This window comes from Planctobacterium sp. AWH2_060, from assembly GCF_056158425.1.
Window position 1 is genome coordinate 2,865,634 of the sequence record NZ_JBSWTG010000001.1, and the last position, 25,309, is coordinate 2,890,942.

26 protein-coding genes are annotated in these 25,309 nt (G+C 45.5%); 15 read left to right on the top strand and 11 right to left on the bottom strand.

Features of this window, described 5'->3' with window-relative positions; translation table 11 throughout:
• Positions 1-11 precede the first annotated feature (11 nt).
• Positions 12-1,163: an efflux RND transporter periplasmic adaptor subunit gene (locus tag ACXAD8_RS12185; RefSeq protein ID WP_475228898.1), complete on the bottom strand. Its 1,152-nt coding sequence runs from the start codon at positions 1,161-1,163 to the stop codon at positions 12-14.
• A 524-nt stretch (positions 1,164-1,687) separates the two neighbouring features.
• Between ACXAD8_RS12185 and ACXAD8_RS12190 the strand changes: the two genes are divergently transcribed.
• On the top strand, positions 1,688-3,679 hold the full coding sequence (locus ACXAD8_RS12190; protein WP_475228901.1) for a sodium-translocating pyrophosphatase: 1,992 nt from the start codon (positions 1,688-1,690) through the stop codon (positions 3,677-3,679).
• Between the two features lie 101 nt (positions 3,680-3,780).
• A complete protein-coding gene (locus tag ACXAD8_RS12195; RefSeq protein WP_475228903.1) occupies positions 3,781-3,981 on the top strand; it encodes a hypothetical protein in 201 nt (66 codons plus the stop codon).
• 820 nt (positions 3,982-4,801) lie between these two features.
• On the opposite strand, the gene ACXAD8_RS12200 is transcribed toward ACXAD8_RS12195, so the two are convergent.
• The 3 genes from ACXAD8_RS12200 to ACXAD8_RS12210 form a co-directional block, all read right to left on the bottom strand.
• Positions 4,802-5,977, bottom strand: a complete 1,176-nt coding sequence (locus ACXAD8_RS12200; protein ID WP_475228906.1) for a phosphoglycerate dehydrogenase — start codon at positions 5,975-5,977, stop codon at positions 4,802-4,804.
• A 30-nt stretch (positions 5,978-6,007) separates the two neighbouring features.
• On the bottom strand, positions 6,008-7,123 hold the full coding sequence (locus ACXAD8_RS12205) for a phosphoserine transaminase (protein ID WP_475228908.1): 1,116 nt from the start codon (positions 7,121-7,123) through the stop codon (positions 6,008-6,010).
• Between the two features lie 166 nt (positions 7,124-7,289).
• Complete coding sequence (locus ACXAD8_RS12210; RefSeq protein ID WP_475228910.1) at positions 7,290-8,264, bottom strand: class 1 fructose-bisphosphatase; 975 nt, start codon at positions 8,262-8,264, stop codon at positions 7,290-7,292.
• Between the two features lie 207 nt (positions 8,265-8,471).
• Here ACXAD8_RS12210 and mpl point away from each other — a divergent pair, with 207 nt between their 5' ends.
• The 4 genes from mpl to ACXAD8_RS12230 all read left to right on the top strand — a co-directional run bounded on the left by mpl (position 8,472) and on the right by ACXAD8_RS12230 (position 12,492).
• Positions 8,472-9,821: a UDP-N-acetylmuramate:L-alanyl-gamma-D-glutamyl-meso-diaminopimelate ligase gene (gene mpl / locus ACXAD8_RS12215; RefSeq protein WP_475228913.1), complete on the top strand. Its 1,350-nt coding sequence runs from the start codon at positions 8,472-8,474 to the stop codon at positions 9,819-9,821.
• A gap of 7 nt (positions 9,822-9,828) precedes the next feature.
• Positions 9,829-10,449, top strand: coding sequence for a flavin prenyltransferase UbiX (locus ACXAD8_RS12220; RefSeq protein WP_475228915.1), 621 nt, complete (start codon positions 9,829-9,831; stop codon positions 10,447-10,449).
• 32 nt (positions 10,450-10,481) lie between these two features.
• Positions 10,482-11,267 carry a S1/P1 nuclease gene (locus ACXAD8_RS12225; protein WP_475228917.1) on the top strand — a complete coding sequence of 262 codons (786 nt, stop codon included), beginning with the start codon at positions 10,482-10,484 and terminating at the stop codon, positions 11,265-11,267.
• 208 nt (positions 11,268-11,475) lie between these two features.
• On the top strand, positions 11,476-12,492 hold the full coding sequence (locus tag ACXAD8_RS12230) for a hypothetical protein (protein WP_475228919.1): 1,017 nt from the start codon (positions 11,476-11,478) through the stop codon (positions 12,490-12,492).
• Positions 12,493-12,854: 362 nt separating this feature from the next.
• On the opposite strand, the gene ACXAD8_RS12235 is transcribed toward ACXAD8_RS12230, so the two are convergent.
• From ACXAD8_RS12235 to msrA, 3 genes are all read right to left on the bottom strand, one after another.
• Complete coding sequence (locus ACXAD8_RS12235; RefSeq protein WP_475228922.1) at positions 12,855-13,154, bottom strand: CcdB family protein; 300 nt, start codon at positions 13,152-13,154, stop codon at positions 12,855-12,857.
• Positions 13,154-13,393: a type II toxin-antitoxin system CcdA family antitoxin gene (locus tag ACXAD8_RS12240; protein WP_475228924.1), complete on the bottom strand. Its 240-nt coding sequence runs from the start codon at positions 13,391-13,393 to the stop codon at positions 13,154-13,156. Before ACXAD8_RS12240 ends, ACXAD8_RS12235 begins: the two co-directional genes overlap by 1 nt.
• A gap of 973 nt (positions 13,394-14,366) precedes the next feature.
• Positions 14,367-14,924 (bottom strand): peptide-methionine (S)-S-oxide reductase MsrA, encoded by a 558-nt coding sequence (msrA, locus tag ACXAD8_RS12245; RefSeq protein ID WP_475228926.1) that lies wholly within the window; start codon positions 14,922-14,924, stop codon positions 14,367-14,369.
• 122 nt (positions 14,925-15,046) lie between these two features.
• Here msrA and ACXAD8_RS12250 point away from each other — a divergent pair, with 122 nt between their 5' ends.
• From ACXAD8_RS12250 to ACXAD8_RS12260, 3 genes are all read left to right on the top strand, one after another.
• Positions 15,047-15,448 carry a thiol-disulfide oxidoreductase DCC family protein gene (locus tag ACXAD8_RS12250; RefSeq protein WP_475228929.1) on the top strand — a complete coding sequence of 134 codons (402 nt, stop codon included), beginning with the start codon at positions 15,047-15,049 and terminating at the stop codon, positions 15,446-15,448.
• Between the two features lie 4 nt (positions 15,449-15,452).
• Positions 15,453-16,187, top strand: coding sequence for an SDR family NAD(P)-dependent oxidoreductase (locus tag ACXAD8_RS12255; protein WP_475228931.1), 735 nt, complete (start codon positions 15,453-15,455; stop codon positions 16,185-16,187).
• A 285-nt stretch (positions 16,188-16,472) separates the two neighbouring features.
• On the top strand, positions 16,473-17,894 hold the full coding sequence (locus ACXAD8_RS12260; protein WP_475228933.1) for a sodium-dependent transporter: 1,422 nt from the start codon (positions 16,473-16,475) through the stop codon (positions 17,892-17,894).
• Between the two features lie 39 nt (positions 17,895-17,933).
• Here the strand turns inward: ACXAD8_RS12260 and ACXAD8_RS12265 are convergent, their stop codons facing one another.
• Positions 17,934-18,767, bottom strand: a complete 834-nt coding sequence (locus ACXAD8_RS12265) for an NAD-dependent epimerase/dehydratase family protein (protein ID WP_475228936.1) — start codon at positions 18,765-18,767, stop codon at positions 17,934-17,936.
• A 103-nt stretch (positions 18,768-18,870) separates the two neighbouring features.
• Here ACXAD8_RS12265 and ACXAD8_RS12270 point away from each other — a divergent pair, with 103 nt between their 5' ends.
• Entirely contained in the window at positions 18,871-19,059 is a 189-nt protein-coding gene (locus tag ACXAD8_RS12270; protein ID WP_475228938.1) for a hypothetical protein, read from the top strand.
• 71 nt (positions 19,060-19,130) lie between these two features.
• Here the strand turns inward: ACXAD8_RS12270 and ACXAD8_RS12275 are convergent, their stop codons facing one another.
• On the bottom strand, positions 19,131-19,343 hold the full coding sequence (locus ACXAD8_RS12275; protein ID WP_475228940.1) for a YgaP family membrane protein: 213 nt from the start codon (positions 19,341-19,343) through the stop codon (positions 19,131-19,133).
• Positions 19,344-19,508: 165 nt separating this feature from the next.
• Here ACXAD8_RS12275 and ACXAD8_RS12280 point away from each other — a divergent pair, with 165 nt between their 5' ends.
• Both ACXAD8_RS12280 and ACXAD8_RS12285 read left to right on the top strand, forming a co-directional pair.
• A complete protein-coding gene (locus ACXAD8_RS12280; protein WP_475228943.1) occupies positions 19,509-19,916 on the top strand; it encodes a response regulator in 408 nt (135 codons plus the stop codon).
• Positions 19,917-20,009: 93 nt separating this feature from the next.
• Positions 20,010-21,152: a MalY/PatB family protein gene (locus tag ACXAD8_RS12285; protein ID WP_475228945.1), complete on the top strand. Its 1,143-nt coding sequence runs from the start codon at positions 20,010-20,012 to the stop codon at positions 21,150-21,152.
• 3 nt (positions 21,153-21,155) lie between these two features.
• On the opposite strand, the gene ACXAD8_RS12290 is transcribed toward ACXAD8_RS12285, so the two are convergent.
• Positions 21,156-21,611 (bottom strand): methyltransferase family protein, encoded by a 456-nt coding sequence (locus tag ACXAD8_RS12290; protein WP_475228947.1) that lies wholly within the window; start codon positions 21,609-21,611, stop codon positions 21,156-21,158.
• Positions 21,612-21,731: 120 nt separating this feature from the next.
• Between ACXAD8_RS12290 and ACXAD8_RS12295 the strand changes: the two genes are divergently transcribed.
• The 3 genes from ACXAD8_RS12295 to ACXAD8_RS12305 all read left to right on the top strand — a co-directional run bounded on the left by ACXAD8_RS12295 (position 21,732) and on the right by ACXAD8_RS12305 (position 24,676).
• Positions 21,732-22,979 carry a phosphoglycerate mutase family protein gene (locus tag ACXAD8_RS12295; protein WP_475228950.1) on the top strand — a complete coding sequence of 416 codons (1,248 nt, stop codon included), beginning with the start codon at positions 21,732-21,734 and terminating at the stop codon, positions 22,977-22,979.
• Positions 22,980-22,983: 4 nt separating this feature from the next.
• On the top strand, positions 22,984-23,628 hold the full coding sequence (locus ACXAD8_RS12300; RefSeq protein WP_475228952.1) for a UPF0149 family protein: 645 nt from the start codon (positions 22,984-22,986) through the stop codon (positions 23,626-23,628).
• Between the two features lie 73 nt (positions 23,629-23,701).
• Positions 23,702-24,676 carry a S41 family peptidase gene (locus tag ACXAD8_RS12305; protein WP_475228954.1) on the top strand — a complete coding sequence of 325 codons (975 nt, stop codon included), beginning with the start codon at positions 23,702-23,704 and terminating at the stop codon, positions 24,674-24,676.
• Between the two features lie 3 nt (positions 24,677-24,679).
• Here ACXAD8_RS12305 and folE read toward each other — a convergent pair whose 3' ends face one another.
• Entirely contained in the window at positions 24,680-25,249 is a 570-nt protein-coding gene (gene folE / locus ACXAD8_RS12310; RefSeq protein ID WP_475228957.1) for a GTP cyclohydrolase I FolE, read from the bottom strand.
• Positions 25,250-25,309 lie beyond the last annotated feature (60 nt).

Sequence of the window (25,309 nt, forward strand, 5' to 3'; positions counted from 1 at the left end):
TGCTCCGGAATTTACAGGGTTGCTGTGGAATCGTTATTAGTATCAATCAACTTCACTTCCATACCCTTTTGCGGATATTCCGGTAAGGTTGTAACCAAGCGGTCGTTATTAGTTAACCCTTCACTGACCAGGTAAAACTCACCTTCCTCTCTTAGCACTGCTACGGTACGGGGCTCTAACTTCTGTTCGTTATCTACCACCCAAACAGTGCGATTGGTAACCAACTCTTGTGGCAAACGGTAGACGTTTTCCAGGGTTTTACCGACAAAATTCACTTCCGCAAAACTACCGAACTTTAGTTTTGGCAAGTTTGTTGTCAAACCATAAGGATCGGCAACGCGAACCACCACCTGACCCATACGAGTAGCGGTATCCACTACACCCAAGTCCCGAGAAATAACGCCGTCACGCTGCACGGTTTTAATACCTTTGCTGACCACATTAGCTTTTAAGCCCGCTACTTCCTCAGGTAAAAAGGCCGTATCAAAACCAGCAATGGGCAGAGTAATTTCTGCAAATTCGATATTGTATAACTGAGCCACCTGAGCGCCTTGCGCAACGAACTGGCCTACACCCAGACTACGGGACACCACTAACGCATCATAAGGCGCGGTTACTTCGCAGTTTGCTAGATCACGCTGGGCAATTTTCAATTGCGCTTCGGCGGATTTTACATTGGCTTCTGCAGTTAAAAGTTGTGGTTTGCGCAAGTACAGATCTGTCACTCTTGCAGCGGGGATTGACTTAGCTTCTTCTTTGGCGGCATCGGCTCTGGCGCGCTCTTCAATCAGCGCGGCTTTCGCCTGAGACAATGTTGCCTGAGCACTATACAGGGCGGCTTCGTAGGTGTCTTTTTCGATACTAAACATGACTTCGCCACGTTTAATCAAGCCACCAGGCACAAAGTTAGGGTGCCAGCTAACCACTTCGCCAGAAACCTGCGCCGACAGGCTGGTAGATTCCAGCGGTTCAACTTCACCGTATGCGGTGATCACCACCTGATAATCTTCTGCCGCGATGGCTTCAACACTCACCTTGGGACGCGTATCAATGGCGTCTTCCTCTTCCGCCTTTTGCGCTGTCGCTTTAATCGCCGTCATGCCAGCGAAACCGAAAACTATTACACCAAAGGGTAAAAGCCCTTTTAACCACTTTTTATTCATAACCAAATAACCCTGTTTAACTGATGGTTATAGTACCAATAAGATGTGTCAAGCGTCCTTCAAGATTTGTAAATAACTATGAGAATCCTGACACTCTGTTGACTTAACAGCCTTTTTCTATGCTGCCAAATACACCTTCTCGCATTGTTGCAGTACATTCTGACAGTATTGTGGACATTGTGCATGTGACAAAAGTCATTTGTTGCCCGTTAACATAAATTTGGCTGAAATTTATTATCCAAAGGATACATCCAAGCTACGTAGAAAAACCAGATTAAGATTGTTATTTAACAACAGATTACTGGCGGCCAGTCAGGATTGTTCTAACATTAAATCGAAAGTGGTGAATTTTTCCGCCACAAATCTTTACATTTCATTAACATTCTCACACACTGGGGTTTCTTGTAGGAAATTTAAACAATAAGCGGGACGCATTGAGAGACAAATTCTCATGCGCTTCATACGGCAACCCGAATTCAGGATGAGTGGTATCGGGGGTCAAATAACAACAAGAAGGAAAGCACATGGCAGAATTAACATATCTACCACCAATTATGGGCGCGGTCGGTCTGCTCTTCGCGCTAGTCATTTACATTCTCATCAAAAAACATCCGGTCAACAATGAGGCCATCGCTAAAATAGCCGATGCCATTCACCTGGGTGCCATGGTGTTCATGCATCGCGAATACAAGATGCTGCTCATCTTTGCCCTTGTAGTTATGGTGGCGGTCTATTTCTCCCTCGGTACCAATACCACATTGGCCTTTATAGTGGGTGCCGGATGCTCAGCATTAGCAGGATATATCGGCATGTTTACTGCCACTAAAGCTAACGTCCGCACAACCCAGGCTGCCCATGACAGTGGTCCGGCAGAAGCGTTATCTATTGCCTTTATGGGTGGTTCCATCATGGGGCTTTGTGTTGCTTCAATGGGTTTATTAGGCCTTGGCTTCTTATACCTTTACTTCGGTGGTGATCCTGAGTCCGCTCACGCTATTCACGGCTTTGGTATGGGGGCTTCAATTGTGGCGTTGTTCTCTCGTGTCGGTGGCGGTATCTTCACCAAAAGTGCCGATGTAGGCGCTGATTTGGTAGGAAAAGTAGAAGCCGGTATCCCCGAAGATGATCCCAGAAACCCAGGTGTTATCGCTGATAATGTGGGTGATAACGTTGGCGATGTGGCCGGAATGGGCTCCGATATCTTTGAGTCCTATTGCGGCTCTATGATTGCCACTATTGCCATCGCTTCCACCATGACAGCGGGCCTGTTAGGTAGTCGCGAATCCTTAATGTTTTTACCTTTGGCGCTAGCCTCAACCGGGTTGGTGTGTTCTATCCTGGGGATTTTGCTGGTTAAAGCCATGTCTGCCAGTAAGCCTGATGTGGCCCTCAGAGCGGGTACCATGTCAGCCGCACTGATATTCATCGCCGCCGCCTGGTTTGTGATTTCCGAAGCAGGTATCAGCAGCAATGTTTGGTGGTCTGTAATTACTGGCGCAGTTGGCGGTATTATTATCGGTCTGGTAACCGAGTATTACACCGCATCATCACCGGTACGCAAAATTGCTAAATCCGGAGAAACCGGCTCGGCAACGGTAATGATCACTGGCTTATCCGTGGGTATGCAATCGGTCGTTATTCCGGTATTGACCATATGCGTAATCATTTATATCTCTACAACCCTGTCCGGATTATACGGCGTAGGTATCGCTGCGGTGGGTATGTTAGCCACAGTAGGTATTACTATGGCCATAGACGCCTATGGACCAGTAGCAGATAATGCTGGCGGTATTGCTGAAATGGGTGGTTTGGGTGAAGAAACCCGTAAAATCACCGACTCTCTGGACGAACTGGGTAATACCACTGCCGCCATTGGTAAGGGCTTTGCCATTGGCGCAGCAGCATTAGCCGCGCTGGCCATTATTGCCGCATTTGTGGAAACTTTATCCTTAAAGGGCGAATTTGTATTGCACCTTGGGGATCCCATCGTATTAGTAGGTTTGTTTATCGGGGGGATTTTACCCTTCCTGATCGCCTCCATTACCATGACAGCGGTGGGTGATGCCGCCTTTGACATGATTCAGGAGATTCGCCGTCAGTTCAAAGAAATTCCCGGTCTGATGGAGGGCAAAGCCGAGCCTGACACCGGCCGCTGTGTGGATATCGCTACCAAGGCCGCGCTACAAAAAATGATCTTACCCGGAGCCATCGCGGTTGCCGTTCCCCCCATTGTAGGTTTTGGCTTAGGTGCGCATGCGCTGGGTGGCATGTTAGGTGGTGCACTACTGGGCTGCGTGTTATTGGCATTAATGATGGCGAACGCCGGTGGTGCCTGGGATAACGCCAAAAAATACGTAGAAAAAGGTAACTATGGTGGGAAAGGTTCTGATGTTCACGCCGCCACAGTGGTGGGTGACACAGTTGGTGACCCCTTTAAGGATACCTCTGGCCCTTCTATGAACATCCTGATCAATGTAATGGCCATTGTCAGCCTGGTAATTGCTCCTCTGTTATAACAGCCACAGCAATTAATCACTTAAAAAACTGTACTTCGGTACAGTTTTTTTGTTTTTGAACTGTGGTTATTGTTGGCAACATCACTGACGAGATTGAAAAAATGGAAAATAAAATCACATTACAAAGTAAAAGATTAGCGGTATTACTTTCAGGCGTCATTGCCCTGGTATTGATCAGATTGCTGTCATGGCTGTTCGATATCCGGGACAGTGCACTGCTGATGACTATTGGCTCAATGTTAGCGGCACAATTGGGTTTCGGTGCAGCTGAACGCTCAATTAAAGTAAAAGCAACTAAGTAATTTGAGTTTAAAGATAAAGCAAAACAGATTCGTTTACCGGTTCGATTACGCCGGAATTTGTTCGGAGTGCTCAACCTAATCTCCCTTTACGCGCAATAAACTGCGACATCAGTCAAAACAACGATGAGAGCTATCAGGGATGATAGCAAATACCAATAAGTAACGTTAAGCATGCTACTCAGTGGAAATTGAAACGGTTTTAGACAAGGCAGATGTTTACAGGTTTAATGGGTTAAATCAAAAACATCTAACGACGTATAAAACCGTTTCAAATCCATCGAAGACGCCATCTCAGCGGCTTACTTCTTTGTTGCCAACAGGGATGTTGGTAAGGGGCGAGAGCAGGATGCGTTAAGCTTTGCGTGAAATTCGAAAGACCACCAGTATTACTTCATTCACGCGCCTCGAATTAAGCTCGCTGATATGGCGCTGAGCGAATGTTTAACGTCACTTATTGGTATACTCAATGCCCAGCACAGGGATGTGCTGTCATTGATGGTCGTCGTTGTTCTGATGACGAAGTTTATGCTTTTGCGCGTCAGGGGCTGCGGGGGATTCTTAAGGGGGGCGCAGCCCGGTCACCTTAAGGCGCAGTCGGCGCCCCGACAATAATTTCAATCAAATGATAGTGGTTGAATTAGACTGCAGCGCCGAAAAAAGTCTACCTTAGAGCCTGTAAATAGGTTGAGTGGTTCAGTATCGATGACTTAAGACTTAGCCAAAATAATTGGGTTTTGGCGTCGATTAAGTCAAGCTATGTCCGAGCGTCGCTCAAAAATCTTTCGTACTCTTGCCTTGGGGGAATAACCACCCTCCAATTCTACAGCACCCTGACACTCACCACATGCTCTACCGCTTTGATGGCAGAAATTACCGCTTCTGAAGGTTTAGCTTCGACATCAATAATGTTGTAAGCCAGTTCACCCCGGCTTTTGTTTACCATATCGGCCACATTGACTTCATGGTCTGCCAGAACACTTAATACATGCCCGAGAACACCTGATACATTGCTGTTGGCGAAGGTAATACGCACCGTACCAGGATCCCGCTCCATGGCAATTGCAGGAAAGTTAACTGAATTTTTGATATTGCCGTTTTCCAGATAATCGATCAGTTGATTGGCGGCCATCACCGCACAGTTCTCTTCCGCCTCTTTGGTGCTGGCACCGATATGTGGCATAGCCAGAACATCATCGCGCCCCAGCAAACAAGGTTCAGGAAAGTCGCAAATATATTGCGACAGGCCACGATCACTATCCAGACTGGCAATAACCGCACGCGCATCCACAATTGCGTCACGGGCAAAGTTGAGTAGCACCGCCCCAGGTTTTACGTACGACAAGGTATCGGCATTAAGCATATGATGGGTGGCCGGGATGGCAGGAACATGCAAACTGATATAGTCAGCTTTGCTCAGTAAACTTTGCATATTTTCCATGCGCTGCACCTGGTTAGGTAAGCGCCAGGCGGCTTCTACGGATAATGCCGGGTCGAATCCCAGCACTTCCATTCCCAGCGCCAACGCCGTTTCAGCCACCATTGAACCAATGGCCCCAAGACCAATGACACCCAGTTTTTTACCGTAAAGCTCATTACCGGCGAAATTCTTCTTTTCCTGTTCAAGTAAAGCGCTCATTTCCCCGGCATCGTGAATATGGGTCAGGGTTTGTACATAGTTCATGCCACCGGAAATACCTCTGGAACCCAGCAGTAACGCGCACATCACCAACTCTTTCACAGCATTGGCATTGGCTCCCGGTGTGTTAAAGACCACAATGCCCTGCTCACTACATTGTTGTACCGGTACATTGTTTACGCCTGCTCCCGCCCTGGCTATTGCCTGTAACCTGTCGGGCAAAACTTCATTTTGCAATTTGTGGGAGCGCAGCAAGATGGCGTCAGGATGAGCAATATCACTACCTACTTCGTATCGTTCTCTGGAAAATCGCTCCAGACCATTAACTGAAATTCGGTTGTAGGTTCTGATTTTAAACATGATATCGCTCTCCCAAGTTAAGGATGAAGTTTAGCCTTTGACCTGTTCGTAGGCCCAATCTAACCAGGGCATCAATGCCTCCAGGTCACTACTTTCCACCGTTGCGCCACACCAGATACGCAGACCTGCAGGTGCATCGCGATAGGCTCCAATATCAAAGGCCACCGCTTCCTGTTCCAGCAACTTCACCATCTTGTTCACCTGCTCTTCGGAAATAGAGAGGGTCAGACAAACACTGGTTGAGCTCAAATTGGCAGGGTCTTTAGCTAAAAAGGAAATCCACTCGCGGGCGTCGACAAAGTTCTTAATCACTTCGAGGTTTGCATTACAGCGAGCAACTGTCTGAGTAACACCACCGATGCTTTCCACCCAATTTAGCGCATCCAGATAATCTGCCACACACAACATAGAAGGGGTATTGATGGTGGCACCTTTGAACACACCTTCAATCAGTTTGCCGCCTTTGGTTAAACGGAAAATCTTGGGTAGTGGCCAGGGCGGAGTATAAGATTCCAAACGCTCTACTGCTCTGGGACTCAGGATCAACATACCATGAGCGCCTTCGCCGCCCAGCACTTTTTGCCATGAATAGGTAACAACATCCAGTTTCTGCCAGGGCATATCCATGGCAAACACCGCTGAAGTGGCGTCACAAATGGTTAAACCTTGGCGATCATCGTCGATCCAGTCGCCATCCGGTACACGCACGCCAGACGTAGTGCCATTCCAGGTGAAGACCACATCACGACTGAAATCCACCTGAGCCAAATCGGGTAAATCGCCGTAATCGGCTTCAAAGCGTCTAACATCTTGCAACTTGAGTTGCTTGGTAACATCAGTAATCCAGCCCGAGCCAAAAGATTCCCATGCCAGAATGTCCAGACCTCTGGCACCCAATAAAGACCAGAGCGCCATTTCCACCGCCCCCGTATCTGAAGCGGGCACGATCCCCACCCGATATCCTTCAGGCAGTCCCAGTAGTTCAGCGGTTTGCGAACAGGCTTTACCCAGTGCAGTTTTGCCGATGTCAGCGCGATGGGAGCGTCCCAGAGTACTGATATCCAGATTATTGACGTCATATCCTGGACGTTTTGAACAGGGACCAGAAGAAAAATTAGGATTTTGCGGCTTTACGCTGGGTTTCATGTGTGTCCTCTTACGGCGAGATAGGTAATAGAGAAAATAGACACTGATAATATTGGAGTTAAATTCAGTATGACAAGTAAAAAGTTATGCCGATTGGCGATATTGCAGAAGCAGATGAAAGGAGGCTGGGATGCCTCCTTAGCAAAGTTGTTAACTAAAGGGGTGCTTAGTCTTGTTTGTGGTATTCCAGACAGGCGTCAACTTCGTTAGCCGAGCCCATAATTACCGGTACTCTTTCGTGAATATCGGTAGGCATGATTTCCATAATGCGCTGTTCACCGGTGGACGCTTTACCGCCAGCCTGCTCCATCAAAAACGCCATGGGATTGGCTTCATACATCAGACGCAATTTACCGGGTTTTGAAGGGTCACGGTGATCATAAGGATAAGCGAACAAGCCACCGCGACATAATAAGCGATGAATATCCCCTACCATTGCTGCCACCCAGCGCATGTTGTAATTTTTGCCTCGCGGTCCGGTGTCACCCGCCAACAAATCGGTAATGTAAGATTGCATCGCCGGTTCCCAGTGACGCTGATTAGACATGTTAATCGCAAATTCCGAAGTATCCTGAGGTACCTGAACATTGCCTTTGGTAAGCAGGAAGCCCCCGTGAGTTTTATCCAGAGTATAAATATGGGTACCGCGTCCGGTGGTCAGCGTCAGCATAGTAGAAGGCCCATAGAGCACATAACCGGCTGCCACCATTTGCGTGCCGGGTTGCAAAAACGCAGAAGGATCGTCAGCTTCCATCCACTGGGGAGCGTGGAAAATAGAAAAAATGGTACCAATCAGACTGTTGATGTCGGTATTAGATGAACCATCCAGCGGATCAAAACTCACCAGGTATTTACCCTCGGGATGACAAGCTACCACATCGTCCTCCTCTTCAGAGGAGATGGCTTTTACATACCCGGATTCACTCAAAATATCTTTCAGGATCTGATTAGAGATAACGTCCAGCTTCTTTTGTCTTTCGCCTTGAACATTGTCACTCAAGGTTGAGCCTAAAACACCGGCTAAAGCGCCCTGGCTGACCCGGAAAGAAATCTCCTTACAACCGGCCAATAAAGTGCGAAGTAACAGTATAAGTTCAAGGGGTGCGCCGTCTTCCTGGAGCTGCGAGTTTAATCGTTTCATCTGTAGAGGTACCTATGCGTGTTTTCAGTGAGAATGACTGTCGTATTTTATAATTATTTTATGGCGCTCAATGATAAAACAATTTACGCCATAAGGCATCCCGCAACAGCATTTGATGTCATCATTTGCAAAGATTTGCGTTTTACCCGCGGCTGAGGCTCTGATAGTCTTTGCCGGTCTGTATTAAATTACCTTTAGAAATTATTCATGCATATTCACATTCTCGGCATCTGCGGCACCTTTATGGGAGGCATTGCCGCACTTGCCAGCGCGTTAGGCCACAAGGTTACCGGCTCAGATAAAAACGTCTATCCCCCCATGAGCACACAACTGGAGAACCTGGGCATCGAGCTGACCACAGGTTATGATCCGGAGCAGCTAGAGCCTGTGCCTGATATGGTTATTATCGGCAATGCCATGTCGAGAGGTAATCCCGCGGTGGAAGCGGTTCTGGCCCGAAAAATCCCCTATACCAGCGGTCCACAATGGTTACTGGAAAACTTGCTAAGAGACAAATGGGTACTGGCCGTTGCCGGCACACATGGAAAAACCAGTACCGCCAGTATGCTAGCCTGGGTGCTGGAATACGCCGGCATGAAACCCGGTTTTTTAATCGGCGGAGTACCAGAGAACTTTTCCATTTCTGCCAGAGCCGGTGATTCAGCCTTCTTTGTTATCGAAGCCGATGAATACGACACCGCGTTTTTTGACAAGCGCAGTAAATTCGTCCATTACCGCCCCAATACCCTTATTTTTAATAATCTGGAATTCGATCACGCCGATATCTTCGATGATCTGGCGGCGATCCAAAAACAATTTCATCATCTGATCCGCATGATTCCGGGCAACGGTTTGATCTTAAAACCACAACAAGTGCCTGCCATCGAAGCAACACTCGACATGGGTTGCTGGACAGAGCAGCAAACCATTGGCGGAGACTGGCAAGCCAGACTGTTAAGTCCTGATGGCAGTGAATTTGACGTTTTATTTCAGCAAGAAAAAGTCGCCACCGTTAAATGGCCTCTGATTGGCAACCACAATGTACACAACGCCCTGATGACCATAGCAGCGGCGCGTAATGTGGGGGTCACACCGAAAACCTCAGCAGAAGCACTGGCCAGTTTTAAGAATGTGAAACGCCGCATGGAGCTAAAAGGTGCGGTTAACGGCATTAAGCTGTATGACGATTTTGCTCACCATCCAACGGCGATAGAAACGACACTTGCGGGTTTGCGCGCCAACGTAGGCAATGAACGAATATTAGCAATATTAGAGCCGCGTTCTAACACCATGAAAATGGGCGTTCACAAAGCAGAGTTAATCCAGTCATTACAGGGTGCAGATGAAATTTATCTGTTACAACCGGACAATATAAGTTGGAAATTGGCAGATTTTGCCGCACAGAGTCAAAAACCCATTCAAATTTTTGATGATCTGACTCAGATGATCAGCCATATTAGTGACAGTGCGACAACTGGTGATCATCTGTTGGTGATGAGTAACGGCGGTTTCGGCGGCATTCACCAAAAGCTGTTAAGCGAATTGCAGAACAAATAAGGTAATTATGGCGTTTGATAAACAAATCACCCTGGCAATAACCGGCGCTTCCGGCGCTCCCTACAGTCTGAAATTGTTGCAGTGCCTGGTGGAAGCTGGCTATCAGATACATCTGTTGATCTCCGGTGCCGCAAAAGTGGTGTTCGCCACCGAAGAAAAGCTGACATTACCCGGCTCACCAGAAAAACAAAGCGCATTTTTTACAGAACATTGTCAGGCTAAACCTGAGCAAATTCGTTGTTACGGCAAAGAAGAATGGTTTTCACCGGTGGCTTCTGGATCGGCAGCCCCCAAAACTATGATCATTTGCCCCTGCTCCACCAGCACCCTGTCATCGGTAGCTACTGGAGCCAGTAATACCCTGATAGAAAGGGCAGCCGATGTAGTTATCAAGGAAAGAGGGCAACTTATCCTGCTGGTCAGGGAAATGCCGCTATCCAGCATACACCTGCAAAACATGCTGACGCTGAGCAACCTCGGCGTAACTATTATGCCGGCAGCGCCCGGCTTTTATCACGAACCACAGAGCATTGATGATCTGGTGGATTTTGTGGTGGCGCGAATACTGGACCACGTGGCAATTGATAACGCCCTGATGCAGCGCTGGGGCTACAAGCCGCAAGACTAATTACACCAATAACAAAAAAATCAGAGAATAATATGAAGAAACTAGCTCTTACTTTACTCGTCGCTGGCAGCGCGTTTATCCAATCTCAGGCACATGCCTTTGGCGCCAATGGCCACCGTATTACCGGAGCGATTGCCGAGCATTATTTAAGCCCGGAAGCCAGACAACAACTGGAAAATATCATGGGCGTAGAAAGCCTGGCACAGGCATCCACCTGGCCAGATGAAATGCGTTCTAACCCAGACGACTACTGGAAGAAAACAACGCCTCCCTGGCACTACGTGACCGTACCAGACGGCAAAAGCTATGAAGAAGTGGGCGCACCAGAAGAAGGTGATGCCTATACAGCCTTGTTAAACTTTAAAAAAGACTTACAAAACCCCAAAGCCAGCAAGGCAGAAAAACAAAGAGCAGTGCGCTTTATCGTGCATCTGATTGGTGATTTACATCAACCATTACACGTGGGGAACGGTACTGACAAAGGCGGCAATGATCACAAAGTAGAATTTTATTGGGAGTCCAGTAACCTGCATCGCGTCTGGGATTCGGGACTAATCAATAAAGAAGAGTTGTCCTACAGTGAATTTGCCCAATGGTTACAGGCCGCCATTACAGATGAAGAGTTGCAAAACTGGCAGCACACTGATCCCTTAGTTTGGATGGCTGAAAGCCAAAAAATCCGAATGGAAATATACCCGGAAGCCGATGCCAAATTATCCTGGGATTACAAATACGAGCATATGCCTACTGTTAAAAAACGCCTTAAACAGGCTGGTGTCCGAATGGCACTGTATTTTAACGAGATATTTGCCAAATAATTAATAAACTCTCCTAAAGAGCGGCATGACTACTTGTCGCTTTGTTGCCTCAAAAAAAGCTTTAGGGGTCCTTTCGGTTGAATAAACTAACCACTCAGGAGTTGCTAAAGCGTAAATAATTTCGCCCGCCCTCTTGACGGTCATTTTTTCAACCCTTACTATTTTTCTCCCCAAGTTTTAGGGGGAACTAAACATTAAAGGGTTAAGGATGAAAATTAATAAATTATTTACTACTTTATTTTTCAGCGTGTGGTGTACGCACTCTATTTCCGGCGAAATTTTAGTAGAAGTTGTTTCCTGTGAAGGATGTAGCTCTTCTCAAATGAAAGTAGCCGCAATGGAAAAGCTATTTCACACATATGACAAGAAAATAAGCCATGTATTTGACTCCACAAACATGATTTATAAAAAATATGAAGTGTTTAAAGCCAACACATCGGGTCAAGAGCCCTCAATTACTCCTGTAAATGCGTATGAAATGGACCAAGACTTGGATGTGTGGAACGCATTCGCAACTTTGCCTGAAGCCAGAAACAATGCTATCAATTATTTGCACAATAAAACATTTTTGGTTGATGAGACAGGTAATGTTGTAGGGCATGTCGCTTATACACCTTTACAGGTAGAAAACGGATTATCAACAAACTCAACATTGTTGGAAACCTCCTCACTTTCTAATGATTGCGTTGCAACTCCCGTAAGTGATAATGCAAAGACAGCTCACGATTATGTCAAAAGCTCACAAAACCGCAGAGAGTTGTTTAATAGACTCCAAACTAATATCAACTCTAGTGACCAATTTGGTTATATCGCCCTTTATGCCGTGAAATATTCTGATTTTATTAATGTTTTGCAAGAATCAGAGGACGGTTTTTTATCTACAACAGGGGCAATCCTTGGCTATCTAAATATCAACAACTTCTCTTTAGCAACAGCAGACGGAGGAAGAATGAATGGTTATATGGATTTCGACCAACAAACCTTCCAAATAAAGTCAGCTTATGATGGTGATTGCAATGATATCCCTCTCGATACAAATGATATTTCTGGTAGTTACAACTTTAGCTATAGAGGTGGGGCAGAAAGGATGGGCAATTTATTGAGATTGTATGGAAGTTCCGACGAATATGATTGGAATCCCAGGTGCTCCAACTATCAGACGATGTGTACCGGGACGTCTGGAGTTTCAATGGTTTGCCACACAATATGCATGCAATGGGATTGAGGTTGACTCCTATGAAAGTAAGAAAATACCGCTTACACCATACCAAACCTTTAACACAGATGCTGGCTCCACTAATTGTCTGGACTTTTGCAACTGTACTTAGCGCAGGTTTGTTACTACCGTTTTTTTTCGTCTATATTTTACGAGAAATGGTCAACAACACAGTGATTGAGCACTATTCAATACACTCGGATGAGAGATTTAAATAAAATAGCCGGGCAGAAATTTTGTTTTCTGCCCACAGTCGTATTCAAATTAGATCCCGAGCGCTCTAAAAAAGATGTTCGAAAATAGCTTATTCTTCTCTTATTATTTGGCCGATAAAGCATAATGTTAATTTTCAGCGAAATTGAGCTATAAGATTAAAACCCAGTAAATAACATATCTAACGCAGCTAAAATTTCTGAATGAAACTCATTTAGCTCGGCCACACGTTCTGTCAACTCTGTCTCTGGGATCGCTGCGATAAATTGAGTTAGCATAACGAGCTGCTCATCGTTGATCTCAAATATAGGATTAAGGTAAGTAGCGCTTTTAGGAGCATCATCGATATGTACTAAAGGAACGACAGCGCGAGTATTCAGGCCACTGAGAATATCAGACTGGACATCCAGCAAGTATCCCCGATTGTTTACATTCTTAAAAACCGAAAATCTTGCCACTAAAATGTTCTATATTTTGCGAGAGGCAAGCCATTTTCTTCAACAAACAAATTTGAGCTTTGAATTGCCGATTGATTTTCTTGCAACCACCTATTCTTCTTCTCTTGCGCGATAGCCATTTTTATACCGTTTTCAGCAGAAGCGGATATATTTACACCGAGTTCTTTTGCCTCTGACAGCAGAGTTGCTTGTATTGAAAGGTTCGTACGTTTTTTATTCACTAATCTTTGGGATTGCATAACACCTCCTAATTTAGCGCACTTAGTGTACACATCATTTGTGTGTATTGGAATGACAGAGACTTACCATAGTTCGGCTTTCCATTTACAGGTAAACCTACAGTCGGCAAAACAAATCTAAACAAGACACCCATCACAAAGTTGCTCATAGCAACCTCGGATGGGAGGCATTTGAGGCCAGATTGAAAGTTTGTGAGATTTATCTCGAACCAACCTCGTTCCAGGAAACATAGGATGATTTGAATTCAATGTGTATTTTAGAAAGACTGGCTGTTGCTTTAAGGAAGAGGACGATCACACAACGCTCGCCCAAAAATGCAGTGTGTTAACTTTTCAGCGAACCTGACCCCGTTGGCCCTCAATAGAACTCTAATCCCAATATGAAATGCTATACACCTGAAAACATTGACATTTTGTCTATTTTTTGTTCAACCCGAAATTTATGATGCCCAAGCCAATTCTTCAGGTTGAGACATTCGCTCAAATTTATGTAAGAGATTTCTTACATGCATGTCAGAAATATGGGTTAGTTTTCTGGAGCCTCAACTGACCAAAAACACTAAATCATTGTTTTAAAAGATTTTTCACTAAAACAATGTGGATTTATGTCACCAAATTGTCATGAATTTAGGTATTGCATTGCAAACAAACGTCTATTTTTCCCTTATATTTATTCTCGTCACAAGGAAACATTGGGACAGGAATTAAAGCGTCAAGGGAGACCGCAGGGATGGATTCGCGGTTGTAAGGAGTAAGGAAAGGGAACGCAAACGGAGTTGTGTCGTATAGGATATTCAGGACCCGCAATATTAATTGCGCCCCGACAAGATGTCAGGATGGATGGATTCAGGGCAGTTTGGAACGGCTTTAGGAGAAGTCGCTGCATGGAGTGCTGAGAGGGATATTCAAAATATGGAAAGGCGTCAAAGGTCACTTTGACGCCTTTTTGTTTTCTGATCCCCAAAACCACCTATTACGCCTCGTTGGCCGCAACGTCTTTTAGACGGGCTGCAAAGGTTTTTCTGAATTTAGCCAGCTTAGGGCTTACCACCATCTGACAATACTGATTCTGCGGGTTTTCCTCTGCATAACCCTGATGGTATTTCTCAGCTTCAAAATAGTTAGCCACTTCTGATACTTCAGTGACAATTTTCTCCGGCCAAATTTTATCTTTGGTCATCTGCTCAATGATAGCCAGTGCTTGATCACGCTGTTCTTGATCATGGTAAAAAATAGCTGAACGGTACTGAGTACCAATGTCGTTGCCCTGACGATTTAACTGCGTGGGATCGTGTAAGGTAAAGAAAATCTGAAGAATCTCTTCAAAGCTGATGATGTCTTCATCATATACCAGTCGCACCACTTCAGCGTGCCCGCTTTTACCAGAGCAAACCTGTTCGTAGGTGGGCATTTTCACCTCACCATTTGAATAGCCCGACTTTGCCGAGATAATGCCCTTGATTTGATTAAAAGCGCCTTCGATGCACCAAAAACAACCACCAGCCAATGTTGCTTCTTTAAGTATTTTCACAGGTTAATCCGTTTGTTGATATAAGCAGTATATAGTTACCTATGTGACTAACTTCAAGCATTTTGACCTGATTAACAATTAGCAATTAGTCGTATAACCTATACCCAATAGAGGAAATCAGCGTGAATGACGAACAACTGAGCATATTTTTCGACGGTCAATGTCCGTTGTGCGTTAAAGAAATGCGTCACCTTAAAAAACGCGACAGGTCTATGCGTCTGAATCTGATAGATATTAATCGCGCTGATTTTGAACAACAGTACCCTGAAATACCTCGACAACATGCGATGCAGAAACTGCATGGCTATTGGTTCAAAAACCAGCAAAAACATTTACTTGTCGGATTAGACGTTACCTATCACGCCTGGCGATTGGTGGGCAAAGGCTGGCTAATTCGTCCTCTGCGCTGGCCTGGCATCAGGATTGTCGCTGATAAATTGTATTTATTATTCGCCCGGCATCGTTTTAGTCTTTCGCGACTTTTGACCGGAAAAAGTCGCTGCAGTGAATGTTCGATAGATTAAATTTATGAGCTATTCTTTGCAAAACAAACGAGTATTAATTATTGGTGGCTCAGGAGGTATCGGACGCGCCTGCCTGGAGTATTTGCAGCAACAATCTGACATCGCATCTGTCACCGTTATTTCTCGTAGCGAGATAGAATCCGATTGCAGTAAAACCAGGTCAATATTGCTGCAAAATCCCGATCAGGACAATATTTCACAAACCTGTAACCGGTTTCCCGACAAGCACTTTGATTTGGTGATTTGTACGCTGGGTGTATTGCACGACGCTGAATCCGGATTATCCCCCGAGAAAAAGCTGGAAGACATAGACGAGCAAGCCATGCAGCGCTATTTCCAGGTCAACTGTATTTTACCCGGTTTATGGCTGAGCGCGCTGGTGAATAAGATGAATCCAAATGACAGCCAAATGGTATTTCTGAGTGCCAGAGTGGCCAGCATTGCAGACAATAGACTCGGCGGATGGTATGGTTATCGTTCCTCAAAAGCAGCACTTAACATGCTACTCAAGACAGCTCAGGTGGAGTACCAACGCCGTGCCCCCGGATGTCAGTTAATCGCCTATCACCCAGGGACTGTGGATACGCCACTATCAAAACCTTTTCAGCGCAATGTAAAACCGGAAAAACTATTCACTCCACAATTTACAGTGCAATGTCTGTTCAATGCATTAGGCAAGTTGCCAGAGTCTGATCCACCATACTATCTGGATTGGCAAAATCAGGTTATAGAATGGTGATCGCCAGGGTCAGCTGACTAACCCACTGTAAAGTTTATTTGCTCAATCATTAAATAAATTTGTCACATAAAAGAAGGACTTTTTTGTTGCAGACTGCTAGCATAGCCGCGTTAACATGCGGTTTACATAACAAACCCTGTTTAAATAAAAAACAACAAGTAAATTACCCGGACGGTAAAATGAGCCTTTACCCTTTGCCCGATTGCACAAGCAATCGACTTTTTAGGGCAAAGCATCTCAGGCTCAACGACAACAATTAAAATAAAGTCTAAGGATTCATCAACTATGAATGCACCCCGCGAAGAGTTTGGCTCTCGAATTGGATTTATTTTGGCCGCAGCTGGCTCAGCTGTAGGTATCGGTAATATGGTAGGCTTTCCCGTAGCCGCCACCAAAAATGGGGGCGCAGCATTCTTGCTCATATATGCCCTGTTTGTATTCTTCATTTGTTTGCCGGTCATGTTGGCAGAAATGGCCACCGGACGTCACACCCGTAAAGATCCATTGGGTGCATACAAGTCTATAGCCCCCGGAGAAAGCCATTGGAAGATAGCCGGTTGGTTGTCCATTCTGACGCCGTTTATGATTGCGGTGTTTTATATGGTGATCACCGTCTGGATATTCGGCTATCTGTACTTTTCGGTAACTGGCGATCTGGAACAACTGGCGTCTCCTGACTTTTACGGCAACTTTGTTAACGAAGGCAAGATCTTCATTTTTATGGCCATAGTATCCGCCATCGTGTTTTTGATTCTGCTGGGTGGCGTCAAACAGGGTATTGAGAAGGCCGCTAAAATACTAATGCCGACGCTGTTCTTTATGCTGATAGGCATGGTGACCTTTGTACTGACACTAGACAATGCTTTTGCCGGTGTTGAGTATTATTTAGTGCCGGATTTCAGCAAGATTGATGCTTCGGTAGTCAGCGCGGCCCTGTCTCAAGCGTTTTTCTCACTTTCTTTGGGTATGGGTATTCTGATCACCTACGGCTCCTATCTGGGTAAACGCGATGGTATCCCAGGCTCTGCTAAAATGGTGGCGCTGATGGATACGGGCGTGGCCTTTATTGCAGGTTTAATGATTCTGCCTGCGGTATTTTCCTTTAACCCCAATACCAATACCGCCGAGCTAAGTGATTCTTCTTTAAGTATGATCTTCGGCTTCCTGCCGCAAATCTTCCTGGAGTTACAAAATACCATTGGTTATCTGGGTGCCAGTGTTGTGGCCTCTATATTCTTCTTATTGGTGTTCTTTGCGGCTATTACCTCGCTGGTATCCATTCTTGAAGTACCCAATGCCGCGATTATGGATGAGCGCAACCTGTCCCGTAAAACCTCGTTAACCTTATTGGCTGCAGCGATGATTGCCTTTGCGGTGATTTCAGCAACCTCCTTTGGCATGCTGGACTTTACCACCCACTTCGTAACTTACGCCGGAACAGAAAAGTCCTTCTTCGATGTAATTTATGACGTGTTTTACGACACCATACTACCGCTTAACGGATTCCTGATCTGTATCTTCGTGGTTTATCGCTGGAAAGCTTCAAATCTGAATAAGACTCTGGAAGAAGGCGAACCGGAGTTTAAAAACAGTCTGTTTCAAAAGTATGTGGATTTCTCCATCGGCACCTTTATCCCATTTATCTTACTATTGATATTCATCAATACCGTGGCATTAAAGTATTTTGGTGCCGGATTGGTGGGCTAACTCTTAAAAATTCTACAGGCCGGTTTTTACCGGCCTTTTTTATGGCGTTTCGTGCTCAACTATTTTGGGCAGCATATCGAACGGACTTGGGTACTGCAGGGTAAGTTGCAGTTCTTCGATGGTAGCCTCGGCATTGACTTTTTTACCTGTGGCAGGCTGCTCTGTATCATCCAGAAACTCTGGTGTAATCAGCTCCAGGGCTTTGGCAGCATGAGTGTAGTATTCGCGACGAGAAGGATGCTCAGTAGCACTCAGATGAAAAGTCTTGCCCCACTTTTCTAAGTTAATAATTTTTTCAATAGCTTCAATGGCATCATCTCTGTGCACCAGATTTACCATTTTATGGGCGGCAGTGATGCCCTTTTTACCCTCCAGATGATAAATCGGATGCCTGTCTTCCCCAATGAGGCCAGCCAAACGCAATATAGTAACCTGTTGTGGAAACCGGGCTTTGAGTTCATTCTCGATGAAAACATGGGCATGGGCCGAATCACTGATGGGCGCAAGCTCAGTTTCCTCAGTAAATTCCTGATTCGATTCGCCATAAACCGACGTGGTGCTGATGAACAACAGTTTTTTATCATTATCAGACAAACAACTGCCACAAAGTGTCATCATTTGCTGCTGAAACTGCTCCCGTTCAAAACCGCGACGCCCAGCCCCAATATTAATGACAAAGACCTCGCTGTCCTGCAGGGCCTGGGGTAACTCTGCATCACCAAGGCGGTATTGATGACAGGCTATCCCCTCTTTGTTGAGACGCTCTACATCGTTTTCGCTCTGTTTGGTTGTCACTACCGACAAAGACTTCTGTATCAGTGTTTTGCACAATTTGTGCCCCAGCCATCCAGCACCTATCACCGCTATTTTCATAAATTCTGAACCATTAGTTGTTTTTTTTGATCTGGCTCACTGCCATAAACAAGATTTTAGGGCATAATTAGCCAAGGTGAAAAATAATTAAGGGCTTTAAGTTATGGGTGAATGGGTCACTGCACTGGTATTTGGATTATTTTTAGTCGCATTTACGTTAGGTTTAAGCAGTATTATTATGGCATTTTTGCCTGCTAAACCAGAAGAGACGGTGCGTTCTCAGGTAGAATACGGCTTTTTCGGCGTTGCCGGATTAGTGCTGAGCCTGGTGTTTGTTTACGCACTAATGTGATGCGGAGCCGCACCAGAAAAACCGGGTAATGGCGGCATTAACCCGGTTTTTTTGTCTCTGAGTCCATCACACTAATGTCTTAAGTGATAGGTATCGATACCCAGCATTTTATAGAGCAGACAAAAACCCGTAGCACTGCTAATAAACAACGCTGTGCCAAGCACTAACAACAAGACAGTTACCGGAAAACTAAACAGTTGCTCAACGGCCAGCGCTAGTAACAGGCAAGCCAGTATGGCTCTGATAGCCGTATCTAAAACACCTACATTATCTATTTCTCTCATGTTCGACACTCCTGCGGTTAACTTACAGAATCATTATCCTGCCCTAAACACCGGGCAGTATTGATCGTGATCAAATAATTGCTGCTTTAACTTTTTGCCGATTACCGCTATCTTTAGTTTTTATATTCAATTTTCCTAATCGCACCCTAAGGAGCCCTGCACAGGATGCCAACAAAGAAAAAAACTCATATTTTGGTAATTGATGATGAAGAGCTTACGCAAGAGTTATTAAGGCACATGCTTAGGGAGTTAGATTTAGGTGAAATTGACATTCATTCCAGCTGCTCCAAAGCCTTGAATCGATTTAAAAAGGATCCATCCTACTTTGGGATGGTGATTAGTGACTGGGAAGTGCCCGGCATGAACGGGCTGGAATTCCTCAAGGAAGTTCGGGCGTTAAACAAAGAGGTGCCGTTTTTAATGGTAACCGGAAACGCCTCCAAAAATTACGTTGTCAAGGCCGTCCAGGCAGGGGTTAACGATTTTCTGGCTAAGCCCTTTTCAGCCAGCGGGTTATTATCAAAAGTGCAAAAGCTGATTGATGCGCAATCGCTGGCTCCCAATAAACACTAGCCTTCCTCGCATAATATAAAACCATCAGGTCTTAGCATTATTACGCAGCGAAAGGCACTATTTGACTCACCTATAATTCAGAGGCGCGGAAACATGCATTACACCTTTTCTGACTTCGATAGCATCATCGACAGAAGCGCAACATTTTCGATGAAGTGGCAAAAGTACGAAGGCAAAGACATCTTGCCTCTTTGGGTTGCCGATACCGAATTTAAGTGCGCAAATGAAATTTTACAGGCCATCAAACAGCGTACCGATCACGGTTTACTGGGCTACCATTTACCGGCCCGCTATGAACCCGCTAATGAAGCAGTGTGTCGCTGGCTTAAAAAGCAGCATAACTGGGATATTCAACCAGAATGGATTGTCTGGACGCCCGGAGTGGTGCCTGCTTTCAATGTGGCTTGTAAGGCTTACTGCCAACCTGGCGACAAAGTCATAGTTCAGACTCCTAATTATCCGCCGTTATTAGCGGCACCTGGCATCAATAATCTGGAACGGGTTGATATCCCTACCATCATTGAAAATGACCGATGGACCATAGACCTAAATGCGCTGGAAGAAGCCGCCAAAGATCCCGCCTGTAAAGTTTTTATTGTATGCAATCCGGGCAATCCGACAGGCACGGTATTTACCCAACAGGAATTAGCTGAAATAGCCCGTATCTGTGAGCAAAACAATGTGTTATTAATCTCAGACGAAATCCACTGTGATTTAGTCCTGGATGACAACGCACAACACATTCCGGCCAGCTCACTGCCGCAATTGCAAAACAGCAGTGTGACGCTGATGGCGGCCAGTAAAACCTTTAATGTTGCGGGGCTTGGCACTTCTTTCGCTATCATTCCGGATGCCAAGTTACGCGCCAACTTCAGTAAAGCGATGATGGGTATTATGCCCTGGGTAACCATCCTGGGTCTGGTGGCCACCGAAACCGCCTTTACTCAATGCGACCAATGGTACGACACCTTGTTGGCTTACCTGCAACAGAATCGTCAGTTTCTGTTTGATGAAATCAACCAAATTAATGGTTTTAAAATGCTGTTGCCCCAGGCGACATTCCTGGCCTGGATTGACGCCAGTCAGTTGGGTGTAGAGTCACCACAAGCTTATGTTGAAGCCAAAGGTATCGGCCCTTCTCCCGGTGCTGATTTTGGTGATAAGAACTTTATTCGTATCAACTTTGGCTGTCCCAAGTCTTATCTGGAACAAGCTGTTGAGCGACTAAAGAGATAGAGCTCAGATCCAGCGCCTGACGCGTTTTTTATAGTCAGGCCATTGTGCCGGAAACAGTTTTGCCATTGCCTGTTCCTCCGGCGCAATCTGAAAATAAGTCAAATACAGTGGAAAGCTCAGTGCCAACAAGAGTGCTGCAATGTGCTGCCAATATATTCCCGCCGCGATAAGTAACAGAGCCATCCCTAAATACATGGGATTACGAGTCAGACTAAAGATACCACTACTTACCAGTTGTGAGGCATTTTCTGGCTGAGTGGGATCCACTGTGGTTTGCGATTTTTTAAACTGCCAAACTGCCAGCAGTACCACTACCAATGCCACCACCACCAAAAAACCGGCAACCACCAGATGTAAAGGCAAAGTGAAGGTTAATTCAGGCAGTAACCTGGTCAGGCCGTACATCATCAGTAAATACAAAAGTACCAGAACCACAGGTGGAATTTTGTTTTTTAACAAGGTGCATTTCCTTTTTTGGCAATTGAATTCTTGCTGATTATTCAGCTTTAACCCTTTGTGTCTATGCCTGGTTGCAATTTTTTGTCATAGTAGTGCAATGACAGTTTTCGCAATACCAAAATGAGCAACAACAATAATTATAAAACGCTGAATATTTCCCGTTTATTTATCCTTCCGTTTATTACGCTATTTTGGCTGACAGGCGCTATTGCACAATCACAGCCCGAACCGGATCTCTGGCTGGTGCGGCACATGGAAAAGCAGCGGGATGGTAGCAAGGATCCACAACTCACCGAAAAAGGCTGGAACCAAGCTAAAAAATTAAGAGACTTATTGTTAGATAAAGGTATTCAGGCGGTTTACGCCACAAACTATCAACGCACCCAACAAACGGCTGAACCTGTTGCCAAGGCGTTAGGACTCAAAGTTATTCAATACGATCCCAAAAACCTGAAGGATTTTGCAGAAAAGCTAAAGGCTTCTGGTCAAAAAGCACTGGTAGTGGGCCATAGCAATACCACACCAGAGCTGGCGTTTCATTTAACTGGCCTGCCACAAAAAGATATTGATGAAGACGAATACAATCGCACCCTGTTCAGCATCTACCTTAACGGTGACCTGAAGATGTCCTTAGGGGCGGTGGATATACAACAGGAATACAAAAAGCCAGCGTCTGCGAAAATTCGCGTAAACCAGCAAAAAATACACAGTTTCGAATCTCATTTCGATATGCTGTTTTCTGAGCAAAAAATAGGTACCGCGAGACAGAAAATACTCATCCGGGACAAACAAATACGGCTGACAGAAATCACTAAAGTGGAAAAATTTAACGTGGATGCCACCATCAATGCCACGGCAGAATCTCACAGCCTGTTACCGGTTTCTTTGCGTCTTACCGGATCCATGGGCACGGCGGCAGATATTAACTTACACTGGCAGGATTACAGCCCCAACGGTAGCCTCAAACAGGTAAAGGGCTATTCTGAGATTGCCCGGCCAGTTTATAAAGCGCAGGGACGGCAACAGATTGATAATCGCACCGGGCTTAGCTCTATTGAGCGCACCACAGCGATAATGACAGTGCCCTTTTTTGCCAATGATAAAGCCTTCAGCTTTGAGTGGTTTAACGCTTATGACGGTCAGGAAACCCGTATCCAATACATTCCAATGGGCAAAGAAACCGTAACCGTTCCGGCGGGTACATTTGAAACACGCAAGGTTAAACTGTCGGGTGGTGCACCATCACAGATTTTTTATATCAGTACCGAAGACAAACCCAAAGTCGTTAAAATTGAGGTATTACACATGCCATGGGTTTACGAGTTAACCCGGTACGAGCCTCTGCCCGAGCATAGCCAGGATAATTAAGTTTATGTTGAATAAAGACAGCATAGAGTCGCTGCAGCAGTTTTATCAGTGGCAAAACAACAGCGAAATATTTCAGTCACCGGTTTATATCCGCGGCTTGTTATTTGCCGTATGTGCCAGCCCGGATATTCCGATGCCAGAGCAATGGTTTCCCTGGGTAGTGCAAACCGGTGGTGAGATCAATTCCCGGCAAGTGGACAAAGTCTCCAACATACTGATGCAGTTACTAAAGGAGCAATTGCAGGCGATGCGGGACAATCAGGTGAACCTTCCCGCCGATTGCCACTACCCGGCCCATGAAGACAATTTACAACAGTGGATGACTGGATTGATAACCGGACACGGCTTACTGGAAGAAATCTGGCAACAAGCCTGGCAAGCCATGCTGCAGGCGCAACCGGAAACGTCTGAGCAATTTTCCAAAAGACTGACCCGCTGCTTACGCATGTTCACAACCTTTGCCGAAATTAATCTTGCTGTGCAACAGGCCAAAGAAAGAGAAGCTGAGGACTTTCAGGACAAGCTGCCACTACTCGCCAAATCACTGTCCTCCTCGTTACAGGAATACGTAAAGTTATCCGGTGAACTGGTGAACTACCTGCCCCATCAGTTTGATACGTTCCAAAAGAATATGCCTGGCCGCCATTGATGCGAAGAGATCCCTTGTAATCTTGTGCATGCAACCTACCTAATACTGGTATTAGATTTATTGGATTGAGTATATGACCAAGGGACTGTGTAGCTGGCTATTACTATGGAGCCTGTCGTGGGCAGCTCTGGGGCAGAATGATACTCAACGATATGATGAGCCACATATCAGCGCCGATGAAGTGGTAGAGCTGCTGGAGAATTTAGATTCCATTATTCAACAACATTACCTGTTCCCTGAAAAACAAAAGCTTATTCGTCAGCAGATAGTCAGCGCTCAATTACAAGGCAAGCTTCTTGGCGCAATGCCATTTGGTCAATTGAAAATTCAGCTTGAAGCTTTGCTGATTGAAGCCAGTCAGGACAGCAACTTTGAAATTCACTATGGCACTCGCAATCTGGGCTCCAATGGGCTTAGCGCGCCAGTGACCACATCCTCACAAGCCAATGACGCTTACCCGGATAAATTTACTGTTGCTATCGAACAGTTTGATAATGTTAGCTATCTGGCGTTAAGTGGCAACTTTTTATCATTAAACGCCTTGCCGGATATTGATGGCGCTTTACAACAGTTAAGTCATAGTAAGGCGCTGATTATCGATCTCAGTTCAGTCGGCGAAGGTAATATGCCGCTGATTCAGCATTTGCTTGGCTACTGGTTGTCACCAGATATTCCGTTTTTAAAGCTAAGTTTCAATCAAGCACAGGATGACCAATTAATTTATCCCACAGGCCAATCTGAACAGATGTTTAGCGAAATGCCTACCTATGTGATTAATTCCAGTTTTGTTATCGGTCCCTGGGAAGCCTTTGCTTATAGCTTGCAACAATTTGATAAGGCGCAAGTGTTGGGACAGGATTCTATGGGACTGGCTTACGTCACCCGACAGGTGCAACTAAGTAATAGCGTCAGATTGACAATGGCGGTAGCCATTCCATCACACCCCATTTCGGGAGAAAACTGGTACCAGCAAGGGGTGCTGCCGGATTATCCGGTAGTGCAGGATGAAGCACTAGCGGCAGCAATAAAGCTTGCTACCGCCCATTAGTATTTATTTGCCAATCAGTCTTAAGAACTCGTCACGAGTGGCCTGGGAGCTGCGGAAATTACCCAGCATAACAGAGGTCACCATAGAAGAGTTTTGCTTTTGTACACCGCGCATCATCATACACATGTGTTTGGCTTCCATGATAACACCTACGCCTTTTGCTCCGGTGACGTCCTGAATAGCCTCGGCAATTTGCTTGGTTAAGCCTTCCTGAATTTGAAGACGACGAGCAAACATATCAACGATACGGGCAAATTTGGACAGGCCCAATACCTTGTTTTCAGGCAGGTAAGCAATATTACAGGTACCGATAAAGGGCAATAAGTGATGCTCACACAAGGAATAAAACTCGATCCCTTGTACTACCACCATTTCATCGGTGTCCGCTTCAAAAATGGCGCCGTTGACCACTTCTTCGACGGATTTTTCATAGCCTGAAGTCAGTGCCTGCATTGCTTTCGCGGCACGTTGCGGGGTATCCAGCAAGCCATCACGTGTCACATCTTCACCCAACAACTGAATAATGTCGTTGTAGTGCTGCGCTATTTGCGATTGGGAGCGGTTATCTGCCATCTGTTTATCCTGAAAATTAACTGTTTACCACTATACGGCATTTTTTGGGTGGCGGATTAT

What these genes read in the sequence shown, in the direction of transcription:
- ACXAD8_RS12285 (WP_475228945.1), top strand. Translation starts at nt 20,010, where the DNA reads ATGCATTACACCTTTTCTGACTTCGATAGCATCATCGACAGAAGCGCA.
- ACXAD8_RS12240 (WP_475228924.1), bottom strand. Translation starts at nt 13,393, where the DNA reads ATGCAATCCCAAAGATTAGTGAATAAAAAACGTACGAACCTTTCAATA.
- ACXAD8_RS12220 (WP_475228915.1), top strand. Translation starts at nt 9,829, where the DNA reads ATGGCGTTTGATAAACAAATCACCCTGGCAATAACCGGCGCTTCCGGC.
- ACXAD8_RS12265 (WP_475228936.1), bottom strand. Translation starts at nt 18,767, where the DNA reads ATGAAAATAGCGGTGATAGGTGCTGGATGGCTGGGGCACAAATTGTGC.
- ACXAD8_RS12280 (WP_475228943.1), top strand. Translation starts at nt 19,509, where the DNA reads ATGCCAACAAAGAAAAAAACTCATATTTTGGTAATTGATGATGAAGAG.
- ACXAD8_RS12190 (WP_475228901.1), top strand. Translation starts at nt 1,688, where the DNA reads ATGGCAGAATTAACATATCTACCACCAATTATGGGCGCGGTCGGTCTG.
- ACXAD8_RS12300 (WP_475228952.1), top strand. Translation starts at nt 22,984, where the DNA reads ATGTTGAATAAAGACAGCATAGAGTCGCTGCAGCAGTTTTATCAGTGG.
- ACXAD8_RS12305 (WP_475228954.1), top strand. Translation starts at nt 23,702, where the DNA reads ATGACCAAGGGACTGTGTAGCTGGCTATTACTATGGAGCCTGTCGTGG.
- ACXAD8_RS12295 (WP_475228950.1), top strand. Translation starts at nt 21,732, where the DNA reads ATGAGCAACAACAATAATTATAAAACGCTGAATATTTCCCGTTTATTT.
- ACXAD8_RS12275 (WP_475228940.1), bottom strand. Translation starts at nt 19,343, where the DNA reads ATGAGAGAAATAGATAATGTAGGTGTTTTAGATACGGCTATCAGAGCC.
- mpl (WP_475228913.1), top strand. Translation starts at nt 8,472, where the DNA reads ATGCATATTCACATTCTCGGCATCTGCGGCACCTTTATGGGAGGCATT.
- ACXAD8_RS12200 (WP_475228906.1), bottom strand. Translation starts at nt 5,977, where the DNA reads ATGTTTAAAATCAGAACCTACAACCGAATTTCAGTTAATGGTCTGGAG.
- ACXAD8_RS12270 (WP_475228938.1), top strand. Translation starts at nt 18,871, where the DNA reads ATGGGTGAATGGGTCACTGCACTGGTATTTGGATTATTTTTAGTCGCA.
- folE (WP_475228957.1), bottom strand. Translation starts at nt 25,249, where the DNA reads ATGGCAGATAACCGCTCCCAATCGCAAATAGCGCAGCACTACAACGAC.
- ACXAD8_RS12260 (WP_475228933.1), top strand. Translation starts at nt 16,473, where the DNA reads ATGAATGCACCCCGCGAAGAGTTTGGCTCTCGAATTGGATTTATTTTG.
- ACXAD8_RS12225 (WP_475228917.1), top strand. Translation starts at nt 10,482, where the DNA reads ATGAAGAAACTAGCTCTTACTTTACTCGTCGCTGGCAGCGCGTTTATC.
- ACXAD8_RS12195 (WP_475228903.1), top strand. Translation starts at nt 3,781, where the DNA reads ATGGAAAATAAAATCACATTACAAAGTAAAAGATTAGCGGTATTACTT.
- ACXAD8_RS12185 (WP_475228898.1), bottom strand. Translation starts at nt 1,163, where the DNA reads ATGAATAAAAAGTGGTTAAAAGGGCTTTTACCCTTTGGTGTAATAGTT.
- ACXAD8_RS12230 (WP_475228919.1), top strand. Translation starts at nt 11,476, where the DNA reads ATGAAAATTAATAAATTATTTACTACTTTATTTTTCAGCGTGTGGTGT.
- ACXAD8_RS12210 (WP_475228910.1), bottom strand. Translation starts at nt 8,264, where the DNA reads ATGAAACGATTAAACTCGCAGCTCCAGGAAGACGGCGCACCCCTTGAA.
- ACXAD8_RS12205 (WP_475228908.1), bottom strand. Translation starts at nt 7,123, where the DNA reads ATGAAACCCAGCGTAAAGCCGCAAAATCCTAATTTTTCTTCTGGTCCC.
- ACXAD8_RS12255 (WP_475228931.1), top strand. Translation starts at nt 15,453, where the DNA reads ATGAGCTATTCTTTGCAAAACAAACGAGTATTAATTATTGGTGGCTCA.